The sequence below is a fragment of the Streptomyces sp. RPT161 genome (assembly GCF_027533845.1).
GTDB classification, from domain to species: domain Bacteria; phylum Actinomycetota; class Actinomycetes; order Streptomycetales; family Streptomycetaceae; genus Streptantibioticus_A; species Streptantibioticus_A silvisoli_A.
This window is the reverse complement of the sequence record NZ_JAPZVN010000027.1, coordinates 1-20,727: the sequence shown is the minus strand read 5'-3', so window position 1 is coordinate 20,727 and position 20,727 is coordinate 1. Positions and strand designations below refer to the sequence as shown.

The window sequence follows — 20,727 nt, the reverse complement described above, 5'->3', positions numbered from 1 at the left end:
GGTGCCATGCAGAAGGTCTACGAGATCTACATCCGCACCACCCCTGAGCGGCTCTGGGAGGCGATCACCGACCCGGAGATCCGGAGCAAGTACAACTTCGGCGCCCGTGTCGTCTCCGACTGGACCCCCGGCTCACGGTTCCAGATGATCGCGCCGGGCGCCCCGGGGCCGCTCGGCGAGGGAGAGAACCTGGAGGTGGACCCGCCCCATCGGCTGGTGCAGAGCATGGTCGCGCTGTGGAGCGACCAGGTGAGGCGCGAGGGCCCCTCACGGGTCACCTGGCGGATCGACCGCATCGCCGAGGACTCCTGCCAACTCACCATCACCCACGACCGGTTGCGCCAGGGCGCCAACAACGAGCTGTACGGCGGCTGGCCGATGATCCTCTCGGGCCTGAAGACCTGGCTGGAAACCGGCGAGAAGCTCACCACGCCCGGCTCCCTGCGCTACGGCTGAGCCCCGTCGCCAGCGCCCGCCCACCTGACCGTCACACCGTCCACAAGGAGCAGCGCCATGACAGAGGAGAACGTCCGCACCACGGACACGGCCTTCACCATCACCCGGACCTTCCCGGCTCCCCTGGCAACCGTGTGGGACACCTGGACCCGCCCCGAGCACTTCCAGCAGTGGTTCCACGCCAAACCCGGCACCGTCGAACTCGACCTGCGCACCGGAGGTCCGTGGCGAGCGGTGATGCAGACCCCTGGTGGGGAGATGCCAATGTCGGGTGTCTACCGCGAGGTGATCGACGGGGAGAAGCTGGTGTGGACCGTCGACACGCCGGGCGATCCGGTGGTGATGACCGCCACCTTCACCGAACGGGACGGCCGGACCGTCGCCGTGTACCACCAGACCGTCGTCGCCCCCTTCACCTGCGACCAGGCCGTCGCCGGGGCCACGGGCCTCCTGGACAGCTTCGGGAAGTACCTCAAAACGGTCACGGGCACCCAGCCCTGACCCCCGTCGCGGAGCTCATAGCCGGCGCCCCTAGGCTCTGGCGCCATGGCTCGAACCCGGCTCTACCGCAATGGCACCCTCACGCTGGAGAACTTCCCCGTCGAGGACATATCCGAATACGTCACCGATCCCGACGCGGCGGTGTGGCTCGACCTGTGCGCCCCGGAGCACGCCGACTTCGAGATGATCAGCGAGGAGTTCGGCCTGCACGAACTGGCGGTGGAGGACGCCCGGCACGACCACCAGCGCCCGAAGCTCGACCACTACCGCACCCATGCCTTCGTCAGCGCCTACTCGGTCAGCAGCGACGCCGACAGCGGGCTGCTCACCACCAGTGAGATCTCGGTCTTCATCACCAAGAGCGCCCTGATCACCATCCGCAACGACGACAGCTTCGACATCGAACAGGTCGTCGCCCGCTGGGACAACAACCCCGACCTGGCCAAACACGGCGTGGGCTTCCTGCTGTACGGACTGCTCGACGTCATCGTCGACGGGCACTTCACGGCGGTGCAGAACCTGGACGACCGCATCGAGGAGGTCGAGGACCTCCTGTTCGAGGACAGCCGCGCACAGATCGAATCCGTGCAGCGCCGCTCGTACGAACTGCGCAAGAGCCTGACGAAACTGCGCCGGGTCGTCATTCCAATGCGCGAGGTGGTCAACAGCCTGCTGCGCCGGGACCTGCACATCGTCAGCGAACCGCTGATGCCCTACTACCAGGACATCTACGACCATGTGCTGCGGGCCACCGAATGGACCGAATCGCTGCGGGACATGGTCACCTCCATCATGGAGACGAACCTGACCGTCCAGGGCAACCGCATGAACCTCATCATGAAGAAGGTGACGAGTTGGGCGTCGATCATCGCGGTGCCCACCGCGGTGACCGGTTTCTACGGGCAGAACGTCCCCTACCCGGGGTTCAGTACCGAATGGGGCTTCGCGGCGTCCACCGCCGCCATCGTGATCCTGTCGGTCGTCCTCTACATCAGTTTCAAGCGCAAGGACTGGATCTGACCGCCGCCCACGCTCACCGTCCGGCGGCCTGGTGACCGACGGGTACGCGCGTTTCGTGCCGCACATCATCCGGTGAGGCGGCCCGGGTGTCGCGGACGGGTGAACTTCCGTTCCTTCGTGCCGGTTTCGGGGAGTTGCGGGGAGGTCACTACACGTCCCGATTCCCCGCACGGAAGGTGTCACCGATGCGCCGTACAACCGCCACCGCTGTGGGAGCCGTCGCGCTCCTCGGCACCCTCGCCGCCCCTGCCCAGGCCGGCGCGGGTGCGATGCCGGACGTCACCGGCAAGGGCCTGGTCGCCGCCGAGCGGGCGATGCCGCACGGCGTGCGGGTCACGCTGGTGGACGCGCGCGAAGCCGGGCGCCATGTGCTGTGGCCGGCGAACTGGAAGGTCTGCTCGCAAAGTCCCGCGCCGGGCAGGCCGCTTGGCGGCCAGCGCGCCGAGCTGCGGGTGGTCAAGACGAAGGAGCGGTGCCCGTGACGCTCCGGCCGTCAGCCGGATGACCGACCTGGCGGCCGGGCGTACGACCACAGGCTGACCCTCAGCTCCGCCCCAGGGCGCGACTGCGACCGGTCCGGCGTGCGTACGGTGAGGTGAGAGCCCAGCCAGCGCGGAGGAACCGAGCCAGCATGCCGGACCAGTCCCCATCGTCACGCCGTTTCCGTGCCGACTCCTGCTTCGTCACCGGCGGCGCCCTGCTGGCGCTGCTGGTGGTCGGCGGGCTGTTCTGGGCGAAGTACAACATGTCCACGGTCAAGGAGTGGCGGGGCGGAAACGCCTGGAACCTGACCTACGAGGCCGCAGCGGTCAGCGGTGACCCGCGGGCTGCCGCGGTGCGGTACCGGCACAACCCGGACTCGTTCAGGAAGGACTTCCGCGACGAGCGGCTGGGGGCCACCCGGCTGCCGTGGCACACGGAGGCCAACATCAACACGGGGGCGGTGGCCCGGATGGAGGTCGCCCCGGCCGGGGAAGGGCAGGTCTCCTGCCGGATCCTGCTCGACGGCGTCCGGGTGGTCGCCGAAGGCAGGTCCCCGGCCCCCGGCGAGCCCGCGGTCTGCGAGGTGACCACCAGCAGCACGCCGGAGAAGTGGCCCACGAGGCCCCGCTGACGTGCGGCTTCCGCCGCCCGGTACCAGGATGCACGTGTGTCGAACCCCAACGCGGCCACGGACGGAGAGCTGCATCGGGCGGTCGGGTTCTGGGGCCTGATGTTCCTCTCGCTCGGGTCGATCATCGGCTCCGGGTGGCTGCTGGGCGCGCTCACCACGGCCGTCATCGCCGGTCCCGCGTCGCTGCTGTCCTGGCTGCTGGCAGCGGTGATGCTCGGGGTGCTGGCACTGGTGCACGCCGAGTTGGGGGCGGCGTATCCGATCTCGGGCGGCACCGCGCGGTTCCCGTACTTCGCCTTCGGCCCGCTGGTCGGCTTCACCGCGGGGTGGATGTCCTGGCTGCGGTCCGTGATGATCTCGCCGATCGAGGTGGAGGCGACCCTCTCCTACTCGGACCGCATCGGCTGGGTCCACGACCGGGTGCACATCCTGCATCCGAACGGCACCCTCACCCTCGCGGGTCTGGTGATCGCCAGTTGCTTCATGCTGCTGTTCACGGTCGTCAACATCCTCGGCGTGCGGCTGCTGTCCTCCACCAACTCGGTCACCGTGGTCCTGAAGACCGCGGTGCCGCTGCTGACCGTGGCGGTGCTGATGTCGCTGGCCTTCCACGGTGCGAACTTCACCGCGGGAGGCGGCTTCGCCCCGCACGGGGCGCACGGTGTCTTCGCGGCGCTGCCCGCCGGTGTGGTGTTCGCCTTCCTGGGCTTCGAGCAGGCCATCCAACTGGCCGGCGAGGCACGTGACCCGCAGCGGGACGTCTCCCGGGCGGTGATCGTCGCCATGGCCATCGGCACCGCGGTCTACCTGCTGCTGCAGATCGCCTTCATCGCGGCGCTGGAGCCCTCGGCGGTGAGCCACGGCTGGGCCAGCCCGGTCGGCAGGGGCGACTTCGGGCCGTACGCCACTCTGGCGACCGCGCTCGGTGCCGCCTGGCTGGCGGTCGTGCTCTACGTCGACGCGGTCGTCTCCCCCGCGGGCACCGGGCTGGTCTACATGGCGGGGGCCGCTCGGCTGTCGTACGCGATGGGACGGCAGCGGGTGCTGCCCGCGCCGGTCGCCGCGGTGGGCCGCCGGGGTGTGCCGGTGGTCTCGGTGCTGCTCGCGTTCGTCGTCGGTGAGCTGGCATTCCTGCCGTTCCCCAGCTGGCAGGCGCTGGTCAGCGTGGTCACCTCGGCGGCGGCGGTCATGTACGCCTTCGCGCCGGTGGCACTGCACGCGCTACGGGTACGGGACAGCGCACGACCGCGCCCGTACCGGCTGCCCGCCGGGTCGGTGCTGGCTCCGGCGGGGTTCGTCTTCGCCAACCTGATCTTCTACTGGTCCGGGTACCAGGCCGACTGGAAGCTCGCCGCCGTCGTGCTGTTCGGGCTCGTCGTGCTGGCGGTCACCCGCAGGGGGATCCCGGTGGGCGACCGGGGCGTGCTGCGCTGGCGGTCGGCGGCCTGGGTGTGGCCGTGGCTGGGCGGCCTGGTGGTCATCTGCCGCTTCGGCCGGTACGGCGGCACCCGCGCGCTGCCCGGCTGGTGGGACCTGCTGGTCGTGATCGCGTTCAGCCTGGCCGTGCACTACACCGCGGTGCGGCTCGCGTTGCCGTCCGATGCGGTGGACACCGCGGTGCGGAGCGAGCGGAGTTGACGGTACGTCAGTCACCCTCCAGGATCACCCGGCACCTGGTGCCGCAGGTGGCGCACTCCATCAGCGCGGCGTAGACGTACATCGTCTGGTGGCCTTCGGTGTCGGTCCTCACCGCGAATTCCGGCTCGGTCCAGCGCACCTTCTCCGGATCCGTCTCACCGCAGTTCCGACACGGCCACGACTCCATAGCTTCAGCGGCTTCAGCCATAGTGCGCCTCCGGGGTCGCCCTTGGCCCCCCAAAAGTCCCAGCCCCAGGCTACGCCGCCGTGATCCTTTAGTTAAATTCCCGGCACTCCCCGTAGCCGCGGCCAGGGAGTGAAATCTTCGGCGCAGCCCTTGACTCCGGACAAATAGTGACGAAAATAGCAATACACCAGAAAACCAGAGAGAGCCGCATCCCGTTGGCAGAGACGTCTGTCGACCCGAGTGACCCCCATCGAGGCTCTGGTTAGGCCCCCGGCAGAAGCACATGCCGGTGTTGGAACCGTCGGCGACGACTGAGGTTCACGGCATCGACATGGAGCACCGGGGGCTGTCGTCTGTCTCCAATCGGCCGTCAGCGCTTCGGCCAGTGCCTGGCGGGCTCGTCCAGCGGCCCCTGGCCGACGACCCGCGTCCGCCCGTGCTCCTTGACAAGCTGGATGGTCGTGACTTCCGGCGCGTCGTCGACGGCCAGCCGCTGCACGGCGTGGGTCAGCGGCTGGGAGTGGGAGACCACGATGACCTGCGAGTGTGCCGCGGCCATCGTGATGAGCTGGGCCAGCGGGGGCAGCAGTTCCGGGTGCAGGATGGTCTCGGGCTCGTTGAGCACCAGTAGCTCCGGTGGGCGCGGGGTGAGCAGCGCGGCGACGAGCAGCAGGTAGCGCAGCGTCCCGTCGGACAGCTCCGCGGCCCGTAGCGGACGCAGCAGGCCGGGCTGCCGCAGCTGGAGGTCGAAGCGCCCGGCGTGGTCGGCGACGGTGAGCTGGCTGCCGGGGAAGGCCAGGCCGATGGCGGTGTCCAGCGCCGTGCGGTCACCGATCTCCCGGATCGTCCGCAACGCCGCCGCCAGGTCCGCCCCATCGTGGCTGAGGACCGGGGTGCGGGTGCCGACATGGCTGCCGCGGGCCGGTGCGGCGGCGTCGGTGCGGAAGTGGTCGTAGAACCGCCAGGAGCGGATGCGGTCGCGCAGCCGGAGCGCCTCGGGCGCGTCCTGCGGGTCGGCGAACTCGCTGAGCATGCTGTCGTACGGACGGATGGGGTGGTTCTGGTGCGACCAGGCTCCGTCGGTGTCGCGGATGCGGACCGCGCCGTTGTGCCGCTCGGCGAGCATTGCGGCCGGGCACAGCACCGGGCCGCTCCACACGCTCTCGCGTTTGGTCTCCGGGTCGGAGCCGAACATCGTCCGCTCCCCCGCCGACGCGCCGGCACCCCCCGAGGGCTGGCCGAGGTCGACGGCGTATCCGAAGTCGTCCTGGCCGCCGGAGAAGCCCAGCCGCAGACTGACCGGCTCGACGCGGGCCGTGGGGCGCGCGGGTTGGCTGCCGACCTTCTCCGGACCGGCCCACAGGGTCGAGGTCAGCCCGCTCTCACGGGCCAGCGCCGCCACGGCACCGTTCCGCGCGGCGTCGGAGAGCAGCCGCAGCGCGCGGTAGAGGCTGGACTTGCCGCTGCCGTTGGCGCCGGTCACCACGCTGAGCGGGCCCAACGGGACGACGAGGTGCCGCAGCGACCGGTAGTTGTCCACCGCGAGCGTCGTCACATGCGACGACTCTGACTTCCGCCCTGCCAAGCCCATCCCGCCGCCGGGCGGTCACCCCGCCCGCGCCGCCCGGCGCACCCGGCGCAGTCTGAGGGCGAAGGCAAGGGCCGACGCGCCGAACAGCACGCCGGTGACGGCCAGCCAGCGCCCCAGATAGACGCCCTCCGGGAGCCCGGTCGCGCCCCGGTACGGCACCGCCAGTGTGAAGATCAGCGGGAACCACACCAGCGGCAGCGCCCCGGAGAGGAAGGCCGGCACCCGGGGGTCTGGTCGTTGAGCGGGCCCAGCCCGGGGTTGTAGGCCGCGTACGAAAGCAGGCCGGCGACGAAGACGACCGGGATGCCGATCAGCAGCACCAGCCCGAACACCGAGGTCAGCCATGGCCCGCGGAGCGGACTGCGCCAGAAGCCGGGCCGGAACGGCCCCGGGGGCGGCGGGATCTCCATGGCCGCCCGCGCCAGCGCGGCCACGCGGGCCCAGCGCCACCGCCCGCGCACCGCCCCTGCGTACCGGCGCCGCGATCCGCGCTCCCGCGCGCCGCCAGCGCGGCTTCCCGGGCTCCGGGCTGCCGGGCGAGCCCGAAGCGCCCGCTGTTGCCGTGTCACCCATCGCCCGTCTCCTGCAGAGCGGTTCACGACGGCGACCGGCACGCCGGTCGCGACTGCCGTGAAGTCCCGCCGCCGCGGCTCGACTTCACGGCCGTCGCGGCCGGTCGACGCCGTACGGCACACCTGCGGGTGGATCGCTCGGGCAAACGGCGGACACACCAAGACGCCCTGCGCGCGAGGACGCCGTTGTCCTCGCGCGCAGGGCGCCACACGTTCTCGCTCGGGCGGAACGGGCTGATCAGTAGGCGGAGTTGACGTTGTCGATCGAGCCGTACCGGTGCGCCGCGTAGTTGGCGGCGGCGGTGATGTTCGCGACCGGGTCGTAGATGTTCCAGGACGTGCCCTGGACGTGGTACGAGTTGAACGTCGGGTCGATGACCTGGAGCAGCCCCTTCGAGGGGATGCCCATCGCCGCGTTGGAGTCCCAGTTGTTGATGGCGTTCGGGTTGCCGGACGACTCGCGCATCACGTTGCGGTAGATGCCGTCGTAGCTGCCCGGGATGCCCTGGGAGTGCATGACGGAGAGTGCCTGGTTGATCCAGCCGTTGAGGTTGTTCTGGTAGGCGGGGGCGGCGGACGCGGCCGGAGCGGCGGCGAGCGCACCCGCGGCGACGGCGACACCGGCGACCGTGGCGCCAACGGAGTACTTCGCGGTCTTGGCCAGCCGACCGAACTTCGACATCACGGAGAACTGCATGCGAGGACCACCTCAACCTTTCGGGGACCCGGGGAAAGCCCGGCGGGTACCGGAAGTGTTAGCGGCATATAAATCCTGGTCAATAGCGGTTTTCTACTATGAAGGGCCGTATGCCGCTTTAAGCGGGATCCCCACGTATCACGCACTATCTGGGACGAAAGTCCCTTTTCCTGCACTATTGAGCTTCGTAGTGAGGCAGGTCACATTGTGAAGGTCACATCTCCGGCCGGAAATAGTGATCCACGCCATATCGCCCAGCTCACACTGGGCGAATATCCGAGGTCATGGGCACGCCCCGGCCGCCGCGCGCTGCCAGGATTGCTGTCATGACGGTGCTTGGGGTGGACGCCTGCGCTTCCGGCTGGGTCGGCGTCGTGCTGCGGGACGGCGCGTTCCTACGGGCCTGCGCGGCACGCGACTTGGACACGCTGCTGGCCGAAGTGCCGGACGCCGCGGTGATCGGCATCGACATGCCGTTGGGGCTGCTGGAGACGGCCACCTGGCGGCGCGCCGACCTACTGGCCGCCACCCGGCTCGGACGGCACCGCTCCCGCGTCTTCCGGGTGGCGCCGCGACCGGTCTGGGACGCGCCCGACTACGCCACGGCGAACCTGCGGTGCCGCGAACTCACCGGCTCCGGGCTGAGCCGCCAGACCTGGGCGCTCAAGGTCAAGCTCCGCGAGGCCAACTCCCGCCGGTGCAACGGCGATCAGCGGCTGTACGAGGTGCACCCGGAGGTCTCCTTCGCCGCCATGAACGACGGCGAGCCGATCTCCTGGAGCAAACGCGGCTGGAACGGCCAGATGACCAGGAGGCGACTGCTGGGCGCCCACGGCATCGCGCTGCCCGAACACTTCGACGGTGTGGTGGGCACCGTGCCGCCCGACGACCTCCTGGACGCCTGCGCCGCCGCCTGGAGCGCGGGCCGGATCGGTGACCGCACCGCCGTGCCGCTGCCCGACCCGCCCGAGCGCACTGCCAGCGGTCTGCCGGTGGCCATCTGGTACTAGAGCGCCAGCGCGCTCCTGGCCGCCGCCACCGCCCGCCGGGCGTAGCCGCCGCCGAACAGCACGGTGTGCACCAGCAGCGGAAAGAGCTGGTGCAGCCCGGTCCGGTCCGCCCAGCCGTCGGCGAGCGGGTGCACCTGCTGGTATCCGGCGAGCACCCGGTCAAGGTGCGGGCAGCCGAACAACTGGAGCATGGCGAGGTCGGTCTCCCGATGGCCGCCGTGCGCCGCCGGGTCGATCAGCCAGGCGTTCCCGTCGCTCCCCCACAGCACGTTGCCGTTCCACAGGTCGCCGTGCAGCCGCGCCGGGGGTTCGGCGGGTCCGGCGAGATCCGGTAGCCGCCGGCAGACCCGCTCAACGGTGGCGGCCCCGGCCCGGTCGATCGTCCCCTCGTCCACGGCCCGGCGCAGATAGGGCAGCACCCGCCGCTCGGCGTACCACTGCGGCCAGCTCGCGCCGGGCACGTTGGCCAGCGGGGCCAGGCCGATCCAGGCGTCCGCCGGGCCGCCGGGCGGCGGCGCCCCGAACGCGGGCGCACCGCAGTCGTGCAGGGCGGCCAGTTCGCGGCCCAGCCGCTCGGCCGCCGCCGGGGTCGGTTGCCGCTCCTCGACGCGGTCGATGACCAGCCAGTCCTCGTCCTGGCCCTGTACCGCCGGTACCCGCACGGCACCCGCGGCGGCGAGCCAGCGCAGCCCGGCCGCCTCGGCCCGGGTCGCGTTCGGTCCGTTCCCGCGCTTCACCACGACGACGTCCCCGCCGTCCAGCACCACCTCGGTCATCGCCCCGGAGAGTCGGCGCAGCGCGGTGGTGCGGCGGCGGGTCAGCCTGGCCGCCGCGGCCTCCGGCCGCTCGGTGGGCCGGCAACCGTCGCCGCCGGTCATGCGTCGAGTTGGTCGCGCACCCAGGCGAGCAGTCCGGGCATCGCTGTCTCGATCATGTCCAGCACCTCGTCGAAGCCCTCGGACCCGCCGTAGTACGGGTCCGGAACATCCAGGTCCGCATCGGCGTCCGGGTCGAACGAACGCAACAGCCGCACCCCCTCCGGCTCGTCGACCATGCGCCGCAGCGCCTTCTCATGGCCGGTGTCCAGCGCCAGCAGCAGATCGGCGTCCAACTGCTCCGCGCTGACCTGCGCCGCCACATGGACGGTGGGGTAGCCGCGACGCTTCAGCGCCGCACCGGCCCGCGCGTCGATCGGTTCACCGGCGTGCCAGGGGCCGGTGCCGGCGCTGCTGACCCGCACGGCGTCGGCGAGTCCCGCCCGGCGCAGATGCTCTGCGAAGACCAGCGCGGCGGACGGCGAGCGGCAGATGTTCCCGGTGCATACGAAGCAAATGTGCACGTCGGCAAGGATACGGGTGCTGGTCGCGGACCGTGCGGGAGCCGATCCGGGCCGGACGCCCTACCATCGAAGACGCGGTACCAGTGAGCGGGCGGTACGGAGCAGGGCGTGCCGTGCCCGAGCCCGCCGCGCGCAGGGCGCGAGTAACCGCCGTACGCCCGGCCTGCATTGACGGCCCGTCACGATAACTGCCCCGGAACAACGGCGAGAAGCGGTTACGAGCGTGTGGCAGAACCGCTACATCCATCCCGCAAAGTGACGGATGAGGCCGCCCGCGCACCGTTGGGCGCGGCGCGCCCCTTGTGCCCCATGGGCGGCCGGTACCCGAAACACACCGAAGGAGCCATCCGATGATGCGGAACAGCGCTCGCAAGACGGCCGCGGTCACCGCGGGAATCGCACTCGCCGCCGGGACCGTCCTCGCCGCCTCCGGGGTCGCCGCCGCGGCACCCGCCGCGCGCGGCGCCGCCACCTGTACCACCTCCGGTCTGCACGCCTCGCTGGTGGACAAGGGCCGCGGCGGCCAGGCCGGCATGTCGCACATAGGCAAGGTGCTGGTGCTGAAGAACACCTCGGGCCGCACCTGCGCGTTGCGCGGCTACCCGGGGCTGCGGTTGGAGAACGGCCACCACCAGTCGCAGACCACCCACACCCGCTGGGGCGCCACCTACTTCGTGCCCGACCCGGGTGCCAAGACCATCGTGCTGCGCCCCGGCCAGTCCGCCGAGGCGGACCTGGTGTGGGCCGACGCCGACGCACCGCGCATGGTGCGGGCCGCCTACCTGGAGGTCACCCCGCCCGCCTCCCGCGGTCACCTGACCATTCCGTTCAACCACATCGTCACCAACGGCGACTTGTCCGTGACCGCCTTCACGCGGTCCATCAACGTCGCATAGCGGCGCCCGCCCTGGCCCCCGCCGGTCGCCCGGCGGGGGCCAACGACGCCCGGTGGCCGATCCCGGAACCCGGCGAACACCGGTCACCCCGAATGCGCCTGCGCACGCGCTCCGTCAGGGCCTGACCGTGCTGGTCGACTGCTGGTCCCCGCCTCTCCCCCGCCGCGAAGACCCACTTCGGCGGCCACCACACTCCAGTCAAGCGGGTGACCCGTACGCCAGAGCGGCGATTCGCACTGCTGACCGGAGTACGGGTGGTGGCGTACTGCTTTCGGGCTGTCTGTACCGCCTGACACGTCCTCAAGTGGAGGGATCGGGTTTTTCGTACAGTTTCATACTTCATGTGGACTGCCGCCAAGGCCTGTTGCCGAGACATCGGAGGGAACCCTTGTGGACCACCTGACCCGGCGAGGCTTCGTAAGAGCGGCGGCCCTGACGAGTACCGGAGCGGGCATCTCCGCTCTCACGCCGACCGCGACCGCCGCCCCCGACGCCTCACCTCAGACGGCCGGCACCCGGACGGTCACCTTCACCGGCGGCACCAACGCCTGCGTGACCGTCTCCCCCAAAGGGGACCAACTTGTCCTTGAGGTCCAGGGGGTGCTGTGGTCGCTGCCCCGGCAGGGCGGCACGGCGAAGGCACTGACCCCGATCGACCTGGAACCCACCCGCCCGGCCTGGTCGCCGGACGGCTCACGGATCGCCTTCTGCGCCTACCGGGGCGGTTCCTTCCATGTGTGGACCATGGCACCGGACGGCTCCCAGCTGCGCCAGCTGACCGACGGGCCCTGGGACGACCGGGGTGTGTCCTGGTCACCGGACAGCCAGTGGATCGCGTTCTCCTCCGAGCGCGGCGGGGACGATGTCGTCGGCAGCTCGTACAGCATCTGGAAGGTCAACGCGCACACCGGTGAACTACACCGGCTCACCGAGGGGCCGCATGAGGACTACGACCCGACCTGGCACCCGGGCGGCGGCAGGGTGGTCTTCGTACGCGCCGAGCACGTCAGCGGCAACACCAAGGAGAACGGCCGGATCATCGCCTCGGTGCCCGCCCATGGCGGCAGGGTCCGGGTGGAGCAGAGCGTGCGGGTCGGCGCGGTCTCCGGCCCCGCGGTGTCCGCCGACGGCCGGATCGCCTACGTCTACCTCGACCCCGGCCCGCTGCCCACCGGCTCGCGCACCTCCACACTGAAGGTGGACGGCCTCACGGTCACCGACGGCGAGGACGTCTGCCCGCAGCCCGCCTGCTGGTCGGCGAGCGGAGAGCTGTTCTACGTGGCCGACGGCCGGGTCAAGGTACGCGGCACCGGGTCGCGGTCCGACGCCGCCGAGGAGATCCCGTTCACCGCGCGCCTGGACGTGCCCCGCCCCCGCTACCGCTCCAAGCGGTACGACTTCGACTCCACCTCCCTGGTACCGGTGCGCGGCATCCACCTTCCGGCGCTGTCCCCCGACGGGCGGTCGGTGGCCTTCGTGGCGCTCAACGCCCTGTGGCTGATGCCGATCGGCGGGCGCCCGAGCAAGCTCGCCCAGGCAGATCCCTCCCGGTACGTACAGATGCCGTCCTGGTCCAGGGACGGCGGGAGCATCCTGTACGCGTACGACGGGGACGGGCACTTCGCCGTGCACCGCAGATCGCTGGCCGACCAGAGCGAGACCGTGCTGGCCACCGGCGGACGGCTCAACCCCGCACTCTCCCCCGACGGCACCCGGCTGGCCTGCCAGGACGTCACCGGCAAGCTCATCGTCCGCGACCTGCGCTCCGGCACCGAGCGCGCCCTGGCCTCCTCGCTGCACGGCGGGGGGCTCCCCGGGCGGCCGAGCTGGTCCCCTGACGGGCGCTACATCGCGTTCTGCGACCGCAACCGGCTCAACTACCGCTTCCGCGAGGGCTACAACCACATCCGCATCGTCGACACCCGTACCGGCAACTGCACTTCGCACCTGCCGCTGCCGCACTCTCCGCTGTCCGACCGCGGCGACAGCGGGCCGGTCTGGTCGCCGGACGGCGCCTGGATGGCGATCATCATGGAGTCCGCGCTGTGGGTGCTGCCAGTCAAGCCGGACGGCACGCCCAGCGGGCCGCCGAAGCGGCTGACCGAGGAGGCCGCCGACCACCCGTCCTGGGCGGCCGACTCCATGACGCTGCTGTACCTGTCCAACGGACGGCTGCGGCTGATCCGCAGGGACGGCACCGGGCGGCGCACCGTCCCGGTCCCGCTGGAGTACGGCCGACGGCTGCCGCCGCGCACCGCGGTCACCCGGGTGCATGCCGGACGGCTGTGGGACGGCACCGGCGAGACGGTCCGCAACGACATGGACATCGTCATCACCGGCAACCGCATCAGCGCGATCGAACCGCACCGCCGAGGCGCCGGACACCGCGGTGAGCATCTTGTCGACGCCTCCGACAGCACCGTGATCCCCGGGCTGTGGGACGCCCACATCCACCCCTGGCAGTTCTGCTACGGCGGGCGGCAGAACCATCTGATGCTCGCCTACGGCATCACCAGCTGCGTCTTCATGGGCGGTCTGGCCTACGAGTCGGTGCGGGTGCGCGAGTCGGTGGCGGCCGGGACGATGAACGGGCCGCGCCAGTTCGCCACCGGCGAGCTGATCGACGGCAGCCGGGTGGCGTCCAACCACGACCGCGCGCACCGCACGGCCGACGGGGTGCGGCGCAGCCTGCAACGCGCCGTCGCGCTGGACTACGACTTCGTCAAGACGTACGTCAGGGCGTCCGCCTGGATCATGGCCGAGGCGGCCCGTACCGCCCACCAGATCCTGGGCGTGCGCACCGGCGGCCATCTGTGCGCACCCGGAGTCGGGCTCGGGCTGGACCTCACCACCCATCTGCACGCCACCCAGCGGCTGGAGTACGGGCACGCGCTGTCCCCCACCCGGCACTGCTACCAGGACATCGACGAGATCTACCGGGACGCCGAGTTCCAGATCATCGTCACCCCGTTCACCGCCTCCCCTCTGCTGGGCGCCGACCCGTACCTGGCCGACGATCCCCGGGTGAGCACGCTGATGCCGCGCTGGGACGCCGCGTTGATCAGGAACACCGCCGACAGACGGCCCAGCGACGACCAACTGCGGGCGCTGCGGCGGGAGATGGAGATCTACCACCGGCTGATCGGCGAGCACGCCAACCTGGCGGTGGGCACCGATGCCGCGCTCGTCCCGTACGGCATCCACCTGCACCTGGCGCTGCGAGGGCTGCACCGCTTCGGCGGGCTGACCGTGGCGCAGACGCTGCGCACCGCCACCGCGGCGCCCGCGCGGATGTTCGGGGTCAGCGACGACCTCGGCACGGTGGAGCCGGGCAAGCTCGCGGACCTGACGGTGATCGACGGCAATCCTTTCAAGGACTTCAACCATCTGGTGCGCACCAGCATGGTGTTGCGCGACGGGGTGGTTCACCGCCAGGCGGACCTGGTGAACGCGTTCAGCCCGGACCACAACGCGGACCACACCGATCCGCACCGGGTGGACGAGTCGGTGTGGCTGGCGGTCAGCACCCAGCTGCGGCGCGAGTCCTGCTGCGCGCCGCCGGACGCCACCGACCCGACCGTGCTCTGAGCGGCTGATGGATCCCGCCGCCGAGTCATGGCTCGGCCTGGTCCGGTGGGCGCCCACGGCGCTGATCGGCGCGGGGGTCGTCTTCGACCTGCTGACGCCGATCCAGTACTCCGGCGGCCCGCTGGTGGCGGTGGCCTGTGTGGCGGCCGGGGCGACACTGCCGCTGCGGCGCACCGTGGTGGTGGCGGCCGCCATGGTGGTGGCCATGTTGTGGTGGACGTTCCGGCAGGGCACGTTCGGCCCGCTGCACGGCGCGGTGGAGGCCGGCAACGTCATCATCGGGGCGCTGGTCGGCCTTGAGGTGAACAGGGTGATCTCCCGCTACGGGCGCCGGTTGGAGGCGGTGCGCACGGTGGCGGAGGCCGCCCAGCTCGCCCTGCTGCCGGATCCGCCGTGCCGACTCGGCCCGTTGTCGGTGGCCGCGCTGTACCGGGCGGCGCAGAGCGAGGCCAGGATCGGCGGTGACGCCTACGCCGTGGAGGAGACCCCGTACGGGGTCCGGCTGCTGATGGCGGACGTGCGCGGCAAGGGGCTGGAGGCGGTGCGTGCCGTCTCGGTGCTGCTGGGCGCCTTCCGGGAGGCCGCCGAACAGGCGGCCGATCTGGTGGAGTTGGCCGGGCGGCTGGAGCACGCGCTGGTCAGGGAGGGGCAGCGACGCGAGGGCGACGAGCGGGCGGAGGGCTTCGTCACCGCGCTGGTCGGCGAACTCGACCTGGAGCACGGCACGGTACGGCTGCTGAACCGCGGCCACCCTTCGCCCTACCTGTTGCACGAGGACGGTGGGGTACGCACGTTGGACGCGACGGAACCGGATCTTCCGCTGTGCATGGGCCAGTTGAATCCCCGGCGGTCGGCCGCGGACAGTTTTCCCTTCCCGTCCGGTGCCACGCTGCTGCTGGTCACCGACGGAGTGACCGAGGCACGGGACCGGGCCGGGCACTTCTACGATCCGGCGGCGCGACTGGCCGGGCGCGGCCCGTTCGGGGAGCCCCAGGAGACGATCGACGTCCTGGTGCGGGACATCGGCGGATGGACCGGCGGACGGGACGCGGACGACATGGCGGTGCTCGCCCTCAGCCGCACCCGCCCGTCACCTTGACGTCCTCATGGCACCGTGTCCCCTCGCCGTGGTGCCGCCGAGGTCCAGGGGCGGCATCGCCGCCGAGGCGGTGGCGGACGTCATCCATAGGGCCGCCGAACTCGTGGAGAACGCCGCCTCGTTCTGGTAGGCACCGCCCCCGCGGCCGGGAACGCGCCCGTCCGGGCGGCCATGGACCAGCCGGATCCCGGACTGCTGCGGGAGGTGATCGACCGGCTTCGCGGGCTGTGACTCCTCAGCGGCCGAACATCTGACGGCAGGACGACCCGAGGCCCGACGGCAGTTGGCCGGACCACTCCGCCTGGTCGCACATACCCGGTGGGACGTTCACCGGCGGCCGGGCCTGAACCGGCGCACGGTTCTGCCGCAGGTGGTGTGGGACCGGCTGCCGGGGGCTCTCACTCCTGGGGGACTCCGCGGGCAGGCCGGCGGGGGCGTCCAGGTGCTGAACGGCGGCGGGCCGGCTGTGTGACGGCGCGGCGGGGGCGGTGATCCGCGCGAAGGGCAGCGCTGCCGGGGGCGTACCCTCCCCCGGCGGCGCGCTCGCCGGGCTCGCCGCACCAGCACCGGCCGACGGACCGAACGGGTTCGCGGCATCGGTGGACCGCGAAGGCGAGGGCACCGCCATGCAACCGCACAGCAGCCCGGGAAGGACGCCAAGTAGCAGCAGCCGTACCGGCGTTCCGGAGCGGCGCATCAGTCTGCCCTCCGGACGCGGAGGAAGTCCTGGGTGCAGGTGAACGAGAAGCCTCCGGAGTAGTCGGCGAACGCCCGCCGGACGTAGACCTCCAGATCCCTGCGATCGGGCGGCCCCAGCTCGTCCAACGGTGCCATGCTGAGCAGGAACTCCGCGATGACCACGACATCCGCCAAGGTGCCGGCCTGGACATGGGAGGTCAGCGTCTCCACCTCCGCCACCACGCCGTCCCGGTTCAACTCGTCGCGCAACTCGGCGAGATCGAGGTGCACGCCGGTGAAGTGGCGCACCAGGCGCTGGCAGTCGCTGTCGGGGTTCTGCAGCACCACGAGGAGTTCGCCGCCGTCCGCGAGCCAGTCGAGCATCCGGTGGGAGGTCTCGGCCCAGGACCGGCGCGGTACGTGGCACAGGACGTCCGAGCAAAGGACCAGGTCGGCTGGTGTGTCGGGGTGCACCTCGGCGATGGTGCCGGGCAGCAGTTCGGCGTCCGGGCAGGCCTCGCGCAGCGCGTCGTGCCGATCGGCGTTGGGCTCGATGGCGAGCGTCCGCTGGAAGTGCCGGGCGAGGCGGCTGGTGGTGGCTCCGTCGCCCGCGCCCACGTCCACGAACAGGCGGCGGTGCGGCAGCCTGCGTAGCACCGTGGACAGCTGATCCTCGGCTACCCGCTTCTGGTCGGTACTGGCCAGGAACGTCTGGAAGGCGCGGTGGTACTCCGCGCCCGCCGGGTCGAGGACACGGACCGGCATCGGGGGCGTGGCTGAGATGCGCAGCACTGCGGCAGCCTTTCGACCGACGGGCCCTCGCGGCACCGCTGCCTCGACCGCGAGGTCATTGCATGAGGCAGCCACTGTGAGAACGCCGACGGACCCGCCAGGTTACGGATCCGGTAACCGTTCATACTGTGATGAATCACAGACCGGCAGGCGACGTTCAGTGCTCGGAGGACCGCGATGACCGCACGTCCGCGGACGACCCGTCCGCCCAGCCGGTACGAGGTCTCCCCGAACGCCCGTGCGCTCGTGGCCCGTTGCGAACCCCGGATAGACGAGCTGGCCCGGCGGATATCGCGGGACCGAGGCGAACAGGTCCCGGAGGGCGCGCAGTCGCCCGGCGGCTTCGAGGACGCCGAGATCGCCGCCACCGCCCGCTACGGTCTACGGCTGTTCGCCCGCGGGACCCATGACCCCGCGGGCCGCGCCGACGACTACCGCCCGTTCCGCGAGCGCGCCGCGCAGCGCGCCGAGGAGGGCGTACCGCTGCGTCGGCTGCTGCGCAGCCACGCGCTCGGGGTGCGGGTGCTGTGGCAGGCGCTGCACGACAGCGCGCGGCCCGGCGAGGAGGCGGCGCTGACCGAGTTGGCCGGGCTTTTGCTGCGCGCCCAGGAGGGCATCATGGGCGCGGTCGCCGAAACGTATCTCGACGAGCGGGCGGCGCTCGACGCCGAACGCTATGAGCGGCGCCGCTCGGTGCTGCGCGGGCTGCTCGACGGCACCCGGGCGGCGGACGACGAGGCGGTGCGCGCGCTGGGGGTCGAGCACGGCGGGCTGGTGCTGTGCCTGCGGGTCGAGTCGCCGGCGTCGGTCGCGGGGCGTGCGTTGACCGAGCGGCGCCGCAGACGGCGGCTGCGGACGGCGCTGGAGGGCGGTCTCGGCGGCGAGGTGCTCACCGTGCTCACGGACGACGGCGGGCATGCAGTCGTACCCGGGCGGGAGGGCCAGGGAATGCCCGAAGTACCCGAGGGGCTCACCGAACTGCTGCGCAGGGACTGCGGTGCCGAGGTGCGGCTGGCCGCCGTGCCCGCCGCCACGGCGGCGGACTTCGCCGAGGCCGCCGGTACCGCGGCCGAGGTGATCCGGGTGGCCCGGGCCTGCGGGCGGCCGCCGGGGCTGCACCGGCTGGACGACGTGCTGCTGGAGTTCCATCTGTCCCGCGACACCGAGAGCAGCGCCCCGATAGCCGCCCTGCTGGACCCGATAGCGGACCGGCCGGAGCTGCTCGCGACGTTGGGCACCTATCTGGAGAGCCAGCGGGACCGGCGCGGCACCGCACGCCAACTCGGTCTGCACCCCAACACGGTGGACAACCGGCTCGCCCGGATCACCGAACTCACCGGTCTCGACCTGTCCGCACCGCGCGGCACGGCGCTGGCGCTGGCCGCCCTGCTGCTGCGCGGCACGCGCACCGTCAACGGCCGACCGGCCGCCAGCGGATCGGCAGATGCTTGACGCCGTTCTGGAAGTCGGACCGCAACCGCCGTGGCTCCCCGGCGAGTTCGACCTCGCCAAGCCGGTCGAGGACCGCGGCGAACATCTCCCGCATCTGCAACCGGGCCAGTTGGGCACCGAGGCAGAAGTGCGGGCCGTGACCGAACGCCAGATGGTCGACCGGTGCCCGGCCGACGTCGAACGTGTCCGGCTCGTTGAAGACGCGCTCGTCGCGGTTGGCCGAGCCGAAGTAGACGACCACCTTCTCCCCGGCCCTGATCGGCACCCCGCCGAGTTCGGTGTCGGCGGTGGCGGTGCGGCGGATGTGCAGCACGGGCGTCCACCAGCGCAGCATCTCCTCCACCGCGCCCGGCAGCAGTGACCGGTCCTCGCGTAGCCTGCGGTACTGGTCGGGGTGGCTGATCAGGGCGAGCAGGCCGCCCGGCAGGCCGTTGCGCAGGGTCTCGTTGCCCGCGACCGTCAGCAGCCAGAAGAGTTGCTCGAACTCCTCGACGGAGACCCGGCCGCCGTCCGTGTCGACCTGGCGCATCAGGACGCCCATGATGTCGTCCGGTGGGCCCTCCCGCTTCAACTCGCCCAGCCGGTGGGCGTACGCGTACAGGTCGGGCATGCCGTGGCGGGAGCGCGGGTCGGGCATCCGGCCTCCGGCGTCGGGCTGGGGGCGCAACTCCAGGGCGTGGCGGGCCGCTTCGCTTGTCGTGCGGGGGTCGACGGTGTGGCAGGCGGCGTACTCCTGGTCCTGGTAGCCGACGACGCGGTTGGACCAGTCGTACAGCAGCCCGCGGTCGGTGGCCGGGACGCCGAGGATCTCGGCGAGGGTGGCGACCGGTAGGTCGGCGGCGACCTCGGTGGCGAAGTCACACTCTCCGCGTTCGGCCACCGCGTCGACCAGCGCGCGGGCGCGCGACCGGACGCGCGTGCCCAACGCGTCCACCGCGCGCGGTGTGAAGGCGCGGGCCAGCAGCGAGCGCAGCCGGGAGTGGTCGGGCGGATCCATGTTGAGCATCATCCGGCGCACCGCCGCCAGGTCCTCCGGCGTCGCCGGATCGATGATCTGCGTGCCGCCGAGGTGCGAGGAGAACAGCCGCGGCGAGCGCAGCACCTGCCGTACTTCGGCGTGGCGCAGCACGGCGACGACTCCCTGCTCCTCGAAGCGTACGACCGCGGCCCTCGCGCGCAGTCGGCGGAACGCCGCGTGCGGCATGCCGTGCGCATAGGTGTCGGGGCTCAGGATCCTTGCGGCGTCGGCGCGTTGCCGCTCGTCCAGCGGTGGGGCGGTCACTGGCTGAGGAACGCTTCCACGGAGGCGATCAGGGCGATGGGGGTCTCGTCCATCGGGTAGTGGCCGGAGTTGGCTATCACCTCTAGTTCGATGTTCGGGTACGTGGTCAGCCAGGTGGCGCGCATGAAGTCGGCGGACAGAGCGGGGTCGTGCTCACCCACGACCACCTTCACCGGCAGCGGGCTGCCCTTGACCAGGTGCACCAGGTCCGCACCGGCCCACTGCGGCAGATAGGCCGCGAAGGCGTCCCGGGCCGAACGGTCCAGCGAGCGGGCGGTCATGGCGTCCAGCCAGCCGTCCGCGAGTCGGCGTCCGGTGGTCAGATCGATGATCGCCCGTCGGTTGTCGGCGCTGTCGGCGGCGCTGGAGAACAGTCGCCAGCCGTCGTCGTCGAACGGGAACCCCGAGGCGGGCACCGGACAGACACCGATCAGCTTGCGCACCCGGCCCGGTGCCCGGGCCAGCACCTGCTGTATGGCGACTCCGCCCATCGAGTGGCCGATCAGGCTGAACTCGGCCCAGCCGAGCCGGTCGGCGAGCGCGAGCACGTCAGACGCGATCTCGTCGATCGTGAACTCCCCTGCGGCGCCGATCGCTTCGCCGTAGCCGCGGTAGTCCATGAACGCGTACGAGAACGCCCGCTGGTCGAGGTACGGCCACAGGCCCTGGTAGCCGGTGCGGTCGCTGAACCAGCCGTGCAGCGCGATCACATGGTGCTCGCCGGTCCCGATCAGGGTGTGCGCACTCACCGTTACCGACCCCCTGTCTGCCGCCCGCCAGTGCCTGGGCCACGACGATAGTGCGCCCGAGGTGGC

The 20,727-nt window shown here is 71.4% G+C and carries 20 protein-coding genes and 2 pseudogenes; 12 read left to right on the top strand and 10 right to left on the bottom strand.

The window, feature by feature from the left end; translation table 11 throughout:
- Positions 1-6 precede the first annotated feature (6 nt).
- The 6 genes from O5O46_RS31695 (at position 7) to O5O46_RS31670 (ending at position 4,729) form a co-directional block, all read left to right on the top strand.
- Entirely contained in the window at positions 7-456 is a 450-nt protein-coding gene (locus tag O5O46_RS31695) for an SRPBCC family protein (protein ID WP_269859091.1), read from the top strand.
- Between the two features lie 57 nt (positions 457-513).
- A complete protein-coding gene (locus O5O46_RS31690) occupies positions 514-957 on the top strand; it encodes an SRPBCC domain-containing protein (RefSeq protein ID WP_269859090.1) in 444 nt (147 codons plus the stop codon).
- A gap of 45 nt (positions 958-1,002) precedes the next feature.
- Positions 1,003-1,977: a magnesium/cobalt transporter CorA gene (gene corA, locus O5O46_RS31685; RefSeq protein ID WP_269859089.1), complete on the top strand. Its 975-nt coding sequence runs from the start codon at positions 1,003-1,005 to the stop codon at positions 1,975-1,977.
- Positions 1,978-2,162: 185 nt separating this feature from the next.
- Complete coding sequence (locus tag O5O46_RS31680) at positions 2,163-2,459, top strand: hypothetical protein (RefSeq protein WP_269859088.1); 297 nt, start codon at positions 2,163-2,165, stop codon at positions 2,457-2,459.
- A 149-nt stretch (positions 2,460-2,608) separates the two neighbouring features.
- A complete protein-coding gene (locus O5O46_RS31675; RefSeq protein ID WP_269859087.1) occupies positions 2,609-3,091 on the top strand; it encodes a hypothetical protein in 483 nt (160 codons plus the stop codon).
- Positions 3,092-3,127: 36 nt separating this feature from the next.
- The gene (locus O5O46_RS31670) at positions 3,128-4,729 is read left to right on the top strand and encodes an APC family permease (RefSeq protein WP_269859086.1); all 1,602 of its coding nucleotides are present in this window, start codon (positions 3,128-3,130) and stop codon (positions 4,727-4,729) included.
- Positions 4,730-4,736: 7 nt separating this feature from the next.
- On the opposite strand, the gene O5O46_RS31665 is transcribed toward O5O46_RS31670, so the two are convergent.
- The 5 genes and pseudogenes from O5O46_RS31665 to O5O46_RS31645 all read right to left on the bottom strand — a co-directional run.
- Positions 4,737-4,937 carry a hypothetical protein gene (locus O5O46_RS31665; protein WP_269859085.1) on the bottom strand — a complete coding sequence of 67 codons (201 nt, stop codon included), beginning with the start codon at positions 4,935-4,937 and terminating at the stop codon, positions 4,737-4,739.
- A 349-nt stretch (positions 4,938-5,286) separates the two neighbouring features.
- Entirely contained in the window at positions 5,287-6,471 is a 1,185-nt protein-coding gene (locus O5O46_RS31660) for an AAA family ATPase (RefSeq protein ID WP_269859084.1), read from the bottom strand.
- A 51-nt stretch (positions 6,472-6,522) separates the two neighbouring features.
- On the bottom strand, positions 6,523-6,696 hold the full coding sequence (locus O5O46_RS31655; RefSeq protein ID WP_269859083.1) for a hypothetical protein: 174 nt from the start codon (positions 6,694-6,696) through the stop codon (positions 6,523-6,525).
- Between the two features lie 35 nt (positions 6,697-6,731).
- A pseudogene (locus O5O46_RS31650) lies at positions 6,732-6,941 on the bottom strand (molybdopterin-dependent oxidoreductase); the annotation flags it as partial.
- A gap of 376 nt (positions 6,942-7,317) precedes the next feature.
- A pseudogene (locus tag O5O46_RS31645) lies at positions 7,318-7,653 on the bottom strand (transglycosylase SLT domain-containing protein); the annotation flags it as partial.
- 449 nt (positions 7,654-8,102) lie between these two features.
- Here O5O46_RS31645 and O5O46_RS31640 point away from each other — a divergent pair.
- Positions 8,103-8,786, top strand: a complete 684-nt coding sequence (locus O5O46_RS31640) for a DUF429 domain-containing protein (protein WP_269859082.1) — start codon at positions 8,103-8,105, stop codon at positions 8,784-8,786.
- Here the strand turns inward: O5O46_RS31640 and O5O46_RS31635 are convergent.
- Positions 8,783-9,664, bottom strand: coding sequence for a fructosamine kinase family protein (locus tag O5O46_RS31635; protein WP_269859081.1), 882 nt, complete (start codon positions 9,662-9,664; stop codon positions 8,783-8,785). The genes O5O46_RS31640 and O5O46_RS31635 overlap by 4 nt on opposite strands.
- Positions 9,661-10,125, bottom strand: coding sequence for a low molecular weight protein-tyrosine-phosphatase (locus O5O46_RS31630; protein WP_269859080.1), 465 nt, complete (start codon positions 10,123-10,125; stop codon positions 9,661-9,663). The genes O5O46_RS31635 and O5O46_RS31630 overlap by 4 nt, the downstream gene beginning before the upstream one ends.
- 350 nt (positions 10,126-10,475) lie before the next feature.
- On the opposite strand from O5O46_RS31630, the gene O5O46_RS31625 reads away from it, so the two are divergent.
- The 4 genes from O5O46_RS31625 to O5O46_RS31610 all read left to right on the top strand — a co-directional run bounded on the left by O5O46_RS31625 (position 10,476) and on the right by O5O46_RS31610 (position 15,838).
- Positions 10,476-11,021: a DUF4232 domain-containing protein gene (locus O5O46_RS31625; RefSeq protein WP_269859079.1), complete on the top strand. Its 546-nt coding sequence runs from the start codon at positions 10,476-10,478 to the stop codon at positions 11,019-11,021.
- Positions 11,022-11,411: 390 nt separating this feature from the next.
- On the top strand, positions 11,412-14,609 hold the full coding sequence (locus tag O5O46_RS31620) for an amidohydrolase family protein (protein WP_269859078.1): 3,198 nt from the start codon (positions 11,412-11,414) through the stop codon (positions 14,607-14,609).
- Positions 14,610-14,616: 7 nt separating this feature from the next.
- Positions 14,617-15,708: a PP2C family protein-serine/threonine phosphatase gene (locus O5O46_RS31615; RefSeq protein ID WP_269859077.1), complete on the top strand. Its 1,092-nt coding sequence runs from the start codon at positions 14,617-14,619 to the stop codon at positions 15,706-15,708.
- A 7-nt stretch (positions 15,709-15,715) separates the two neighbouring features.
- On the top strand, positions 15,716-15,838 hold the full coding sequence (locus O5O46_RS31610; protein ID WP_269859076.1) for a hypothetical protein: 123 nt from the start codon (positions 15,716-15,718) through the stop codon (positions 15,836-15,838).
- A 566-nt stretch (positions 15,839-16,404) separates the two neighbouring features.
- Here the strand turns inward: O5O46_RS31610 and O5O46_RS31605 are convergent.
- Positions 16,405-17,178, bottom strand: coding sequence for a class I SAM-dependent methyltransferase (locus tag O5O46_RS31605; RefSeq protein ID WP_269859075.1), 774 nt, complete (start codon positions 17,176-17,178; stop codon positions 16,405-16,407).
- A 177-nt stretch (positions 17,179-17,355) separates the two neighbouring features.
- Between O5O46_RS31605 and O5O46_RS31600 the strand changes: the two genes are divergently transcribed.
- Positions 17,356-18,630 (top strand): PucR family transcriptional regulator, encoded by a 1,275-nt coding sequence (locus O5O46_RS31600; RefSeq protein ID WP_269859074.1) that lies wholly within the window; start codon positions 17,356-17,358, stop codon positions 18,628-18,630.
- Here O5O46_RS31600 and O5O46_RS31595 read toward each other — a convergent pair.
- The gene (locus tag O5O46_RS31595; protein WP_269859073.1) at positions 18,590-19,912 is read right to left on the bottom strand and encodes a cytochrome P450; all 1,323 of its coding nucleotides are present in this window, start codon (positions 19,910-19,912) and stop codon (positions 18,590-18,592) included. The two genes, O5O46_RS31600 and O5O46_RS31595, sit on opposite strands and share 41 nt — an antisense overlap.
- A complete protein-coding gene (locus O5O46_RS31590; protein WP_269859072.1) occupies positions 19,909-20,661 on the bottom strand; it encodes an alpha/beta fold hydrolase in 753 nt (250 codons plus the stop codon). Before O5O46_RS31590 ends, O5O46_RS31595 begins: the two co-directional genes overlap by 4 nt.
- Positions 20,662-20,727 lie beyond the last annotated feature (66 nt).

Bases quoted from the DNA above. Each gene is read 5' to 3' on its own strand.
- O5O46_RS31625 (WP_269859079.1), top strand. From the start codon at position 10,476: ATGATGCGGAACAGCGCTCGCAAGACGGCCGCGGTCACCGCGGGAATC.
- O5O46_RS31680 (WP_269859088.1), top strand. From the start codon at position 2,163: ATGCGCCGTACAACCGCCACCGCTGTGGGAGCCGTCGCGCTCCTCGGC.
- O5O46_RS31640 (WP_269859082.1), top strand. From the start codon at position 8,103: ATGACGGTGCTTGGGGTGGACGCCTGCGCTTCCGGCTGGGTCGGCGTC.
- O5O46_RS31610 (WP_269859076.1), top strand. From the start codon at position 15,716: ATGGCACCGTGTCCCCTCGCCGTGGTGCCGCCGAGGTCCAGGGGCGGC.
- O5O46_RS31635 (WP_269859081.1), bottom strand. From the start codon at position 9,664: ATGACCGGCGGCGACGGTTGCCGGCCCACCGAGCGGCCGGAGGCCGCG.
- O5O46_RS31690 (WP_269859090.1), top strand. From the start codon at position 514: ATGACAGAGGAGAACGTCCGCACCACGGACACGGCCTTCACCATCACC.
- O5O46_RS31665 (WP_269859085.1), bottom strand. From the start codon at position 4,937: ATGGCTGAAGCCGCTGAAGCTATGGAGTCGTGGCCGTGTCGGAACTGC.
- O5O46_RS31600 (WP_269859074.1), top strand. From the start codon at position 17,356: ATGACCGCACGTCCGCGGACGACCCGTCCGCCCAGCCGGTACGAGGTC.
- O5O46_RS31675 (WP_269859087.1), top strand. From the start codon at position 2,609: ATGCCGGACCAGTCCCCATCGTCACGCCGTTTCCGTGCCGACTCCTGC.
- O5O46_RS31615 (WP_269859077.1), top strand. From the start codon at position 14,617: ATGGATCCCGCCGCCGAGTCATGGCTCGGCCTGGTCCGGTGGGCGCCC.
- corA (WP_269859089.1), top strand. From the start codon at position 1,003: ATGGCTCGAACCCGGCTCTACCGCAATGGCACCCTCACGCTGGAGAAC.
- O5O46_RS31695 (WP_269859091.1), top strand. From the start codon at position 7: ATGCAGAAGGTCTACGAGATCTACATCCGCACCACCCCTGAGCGGCTC.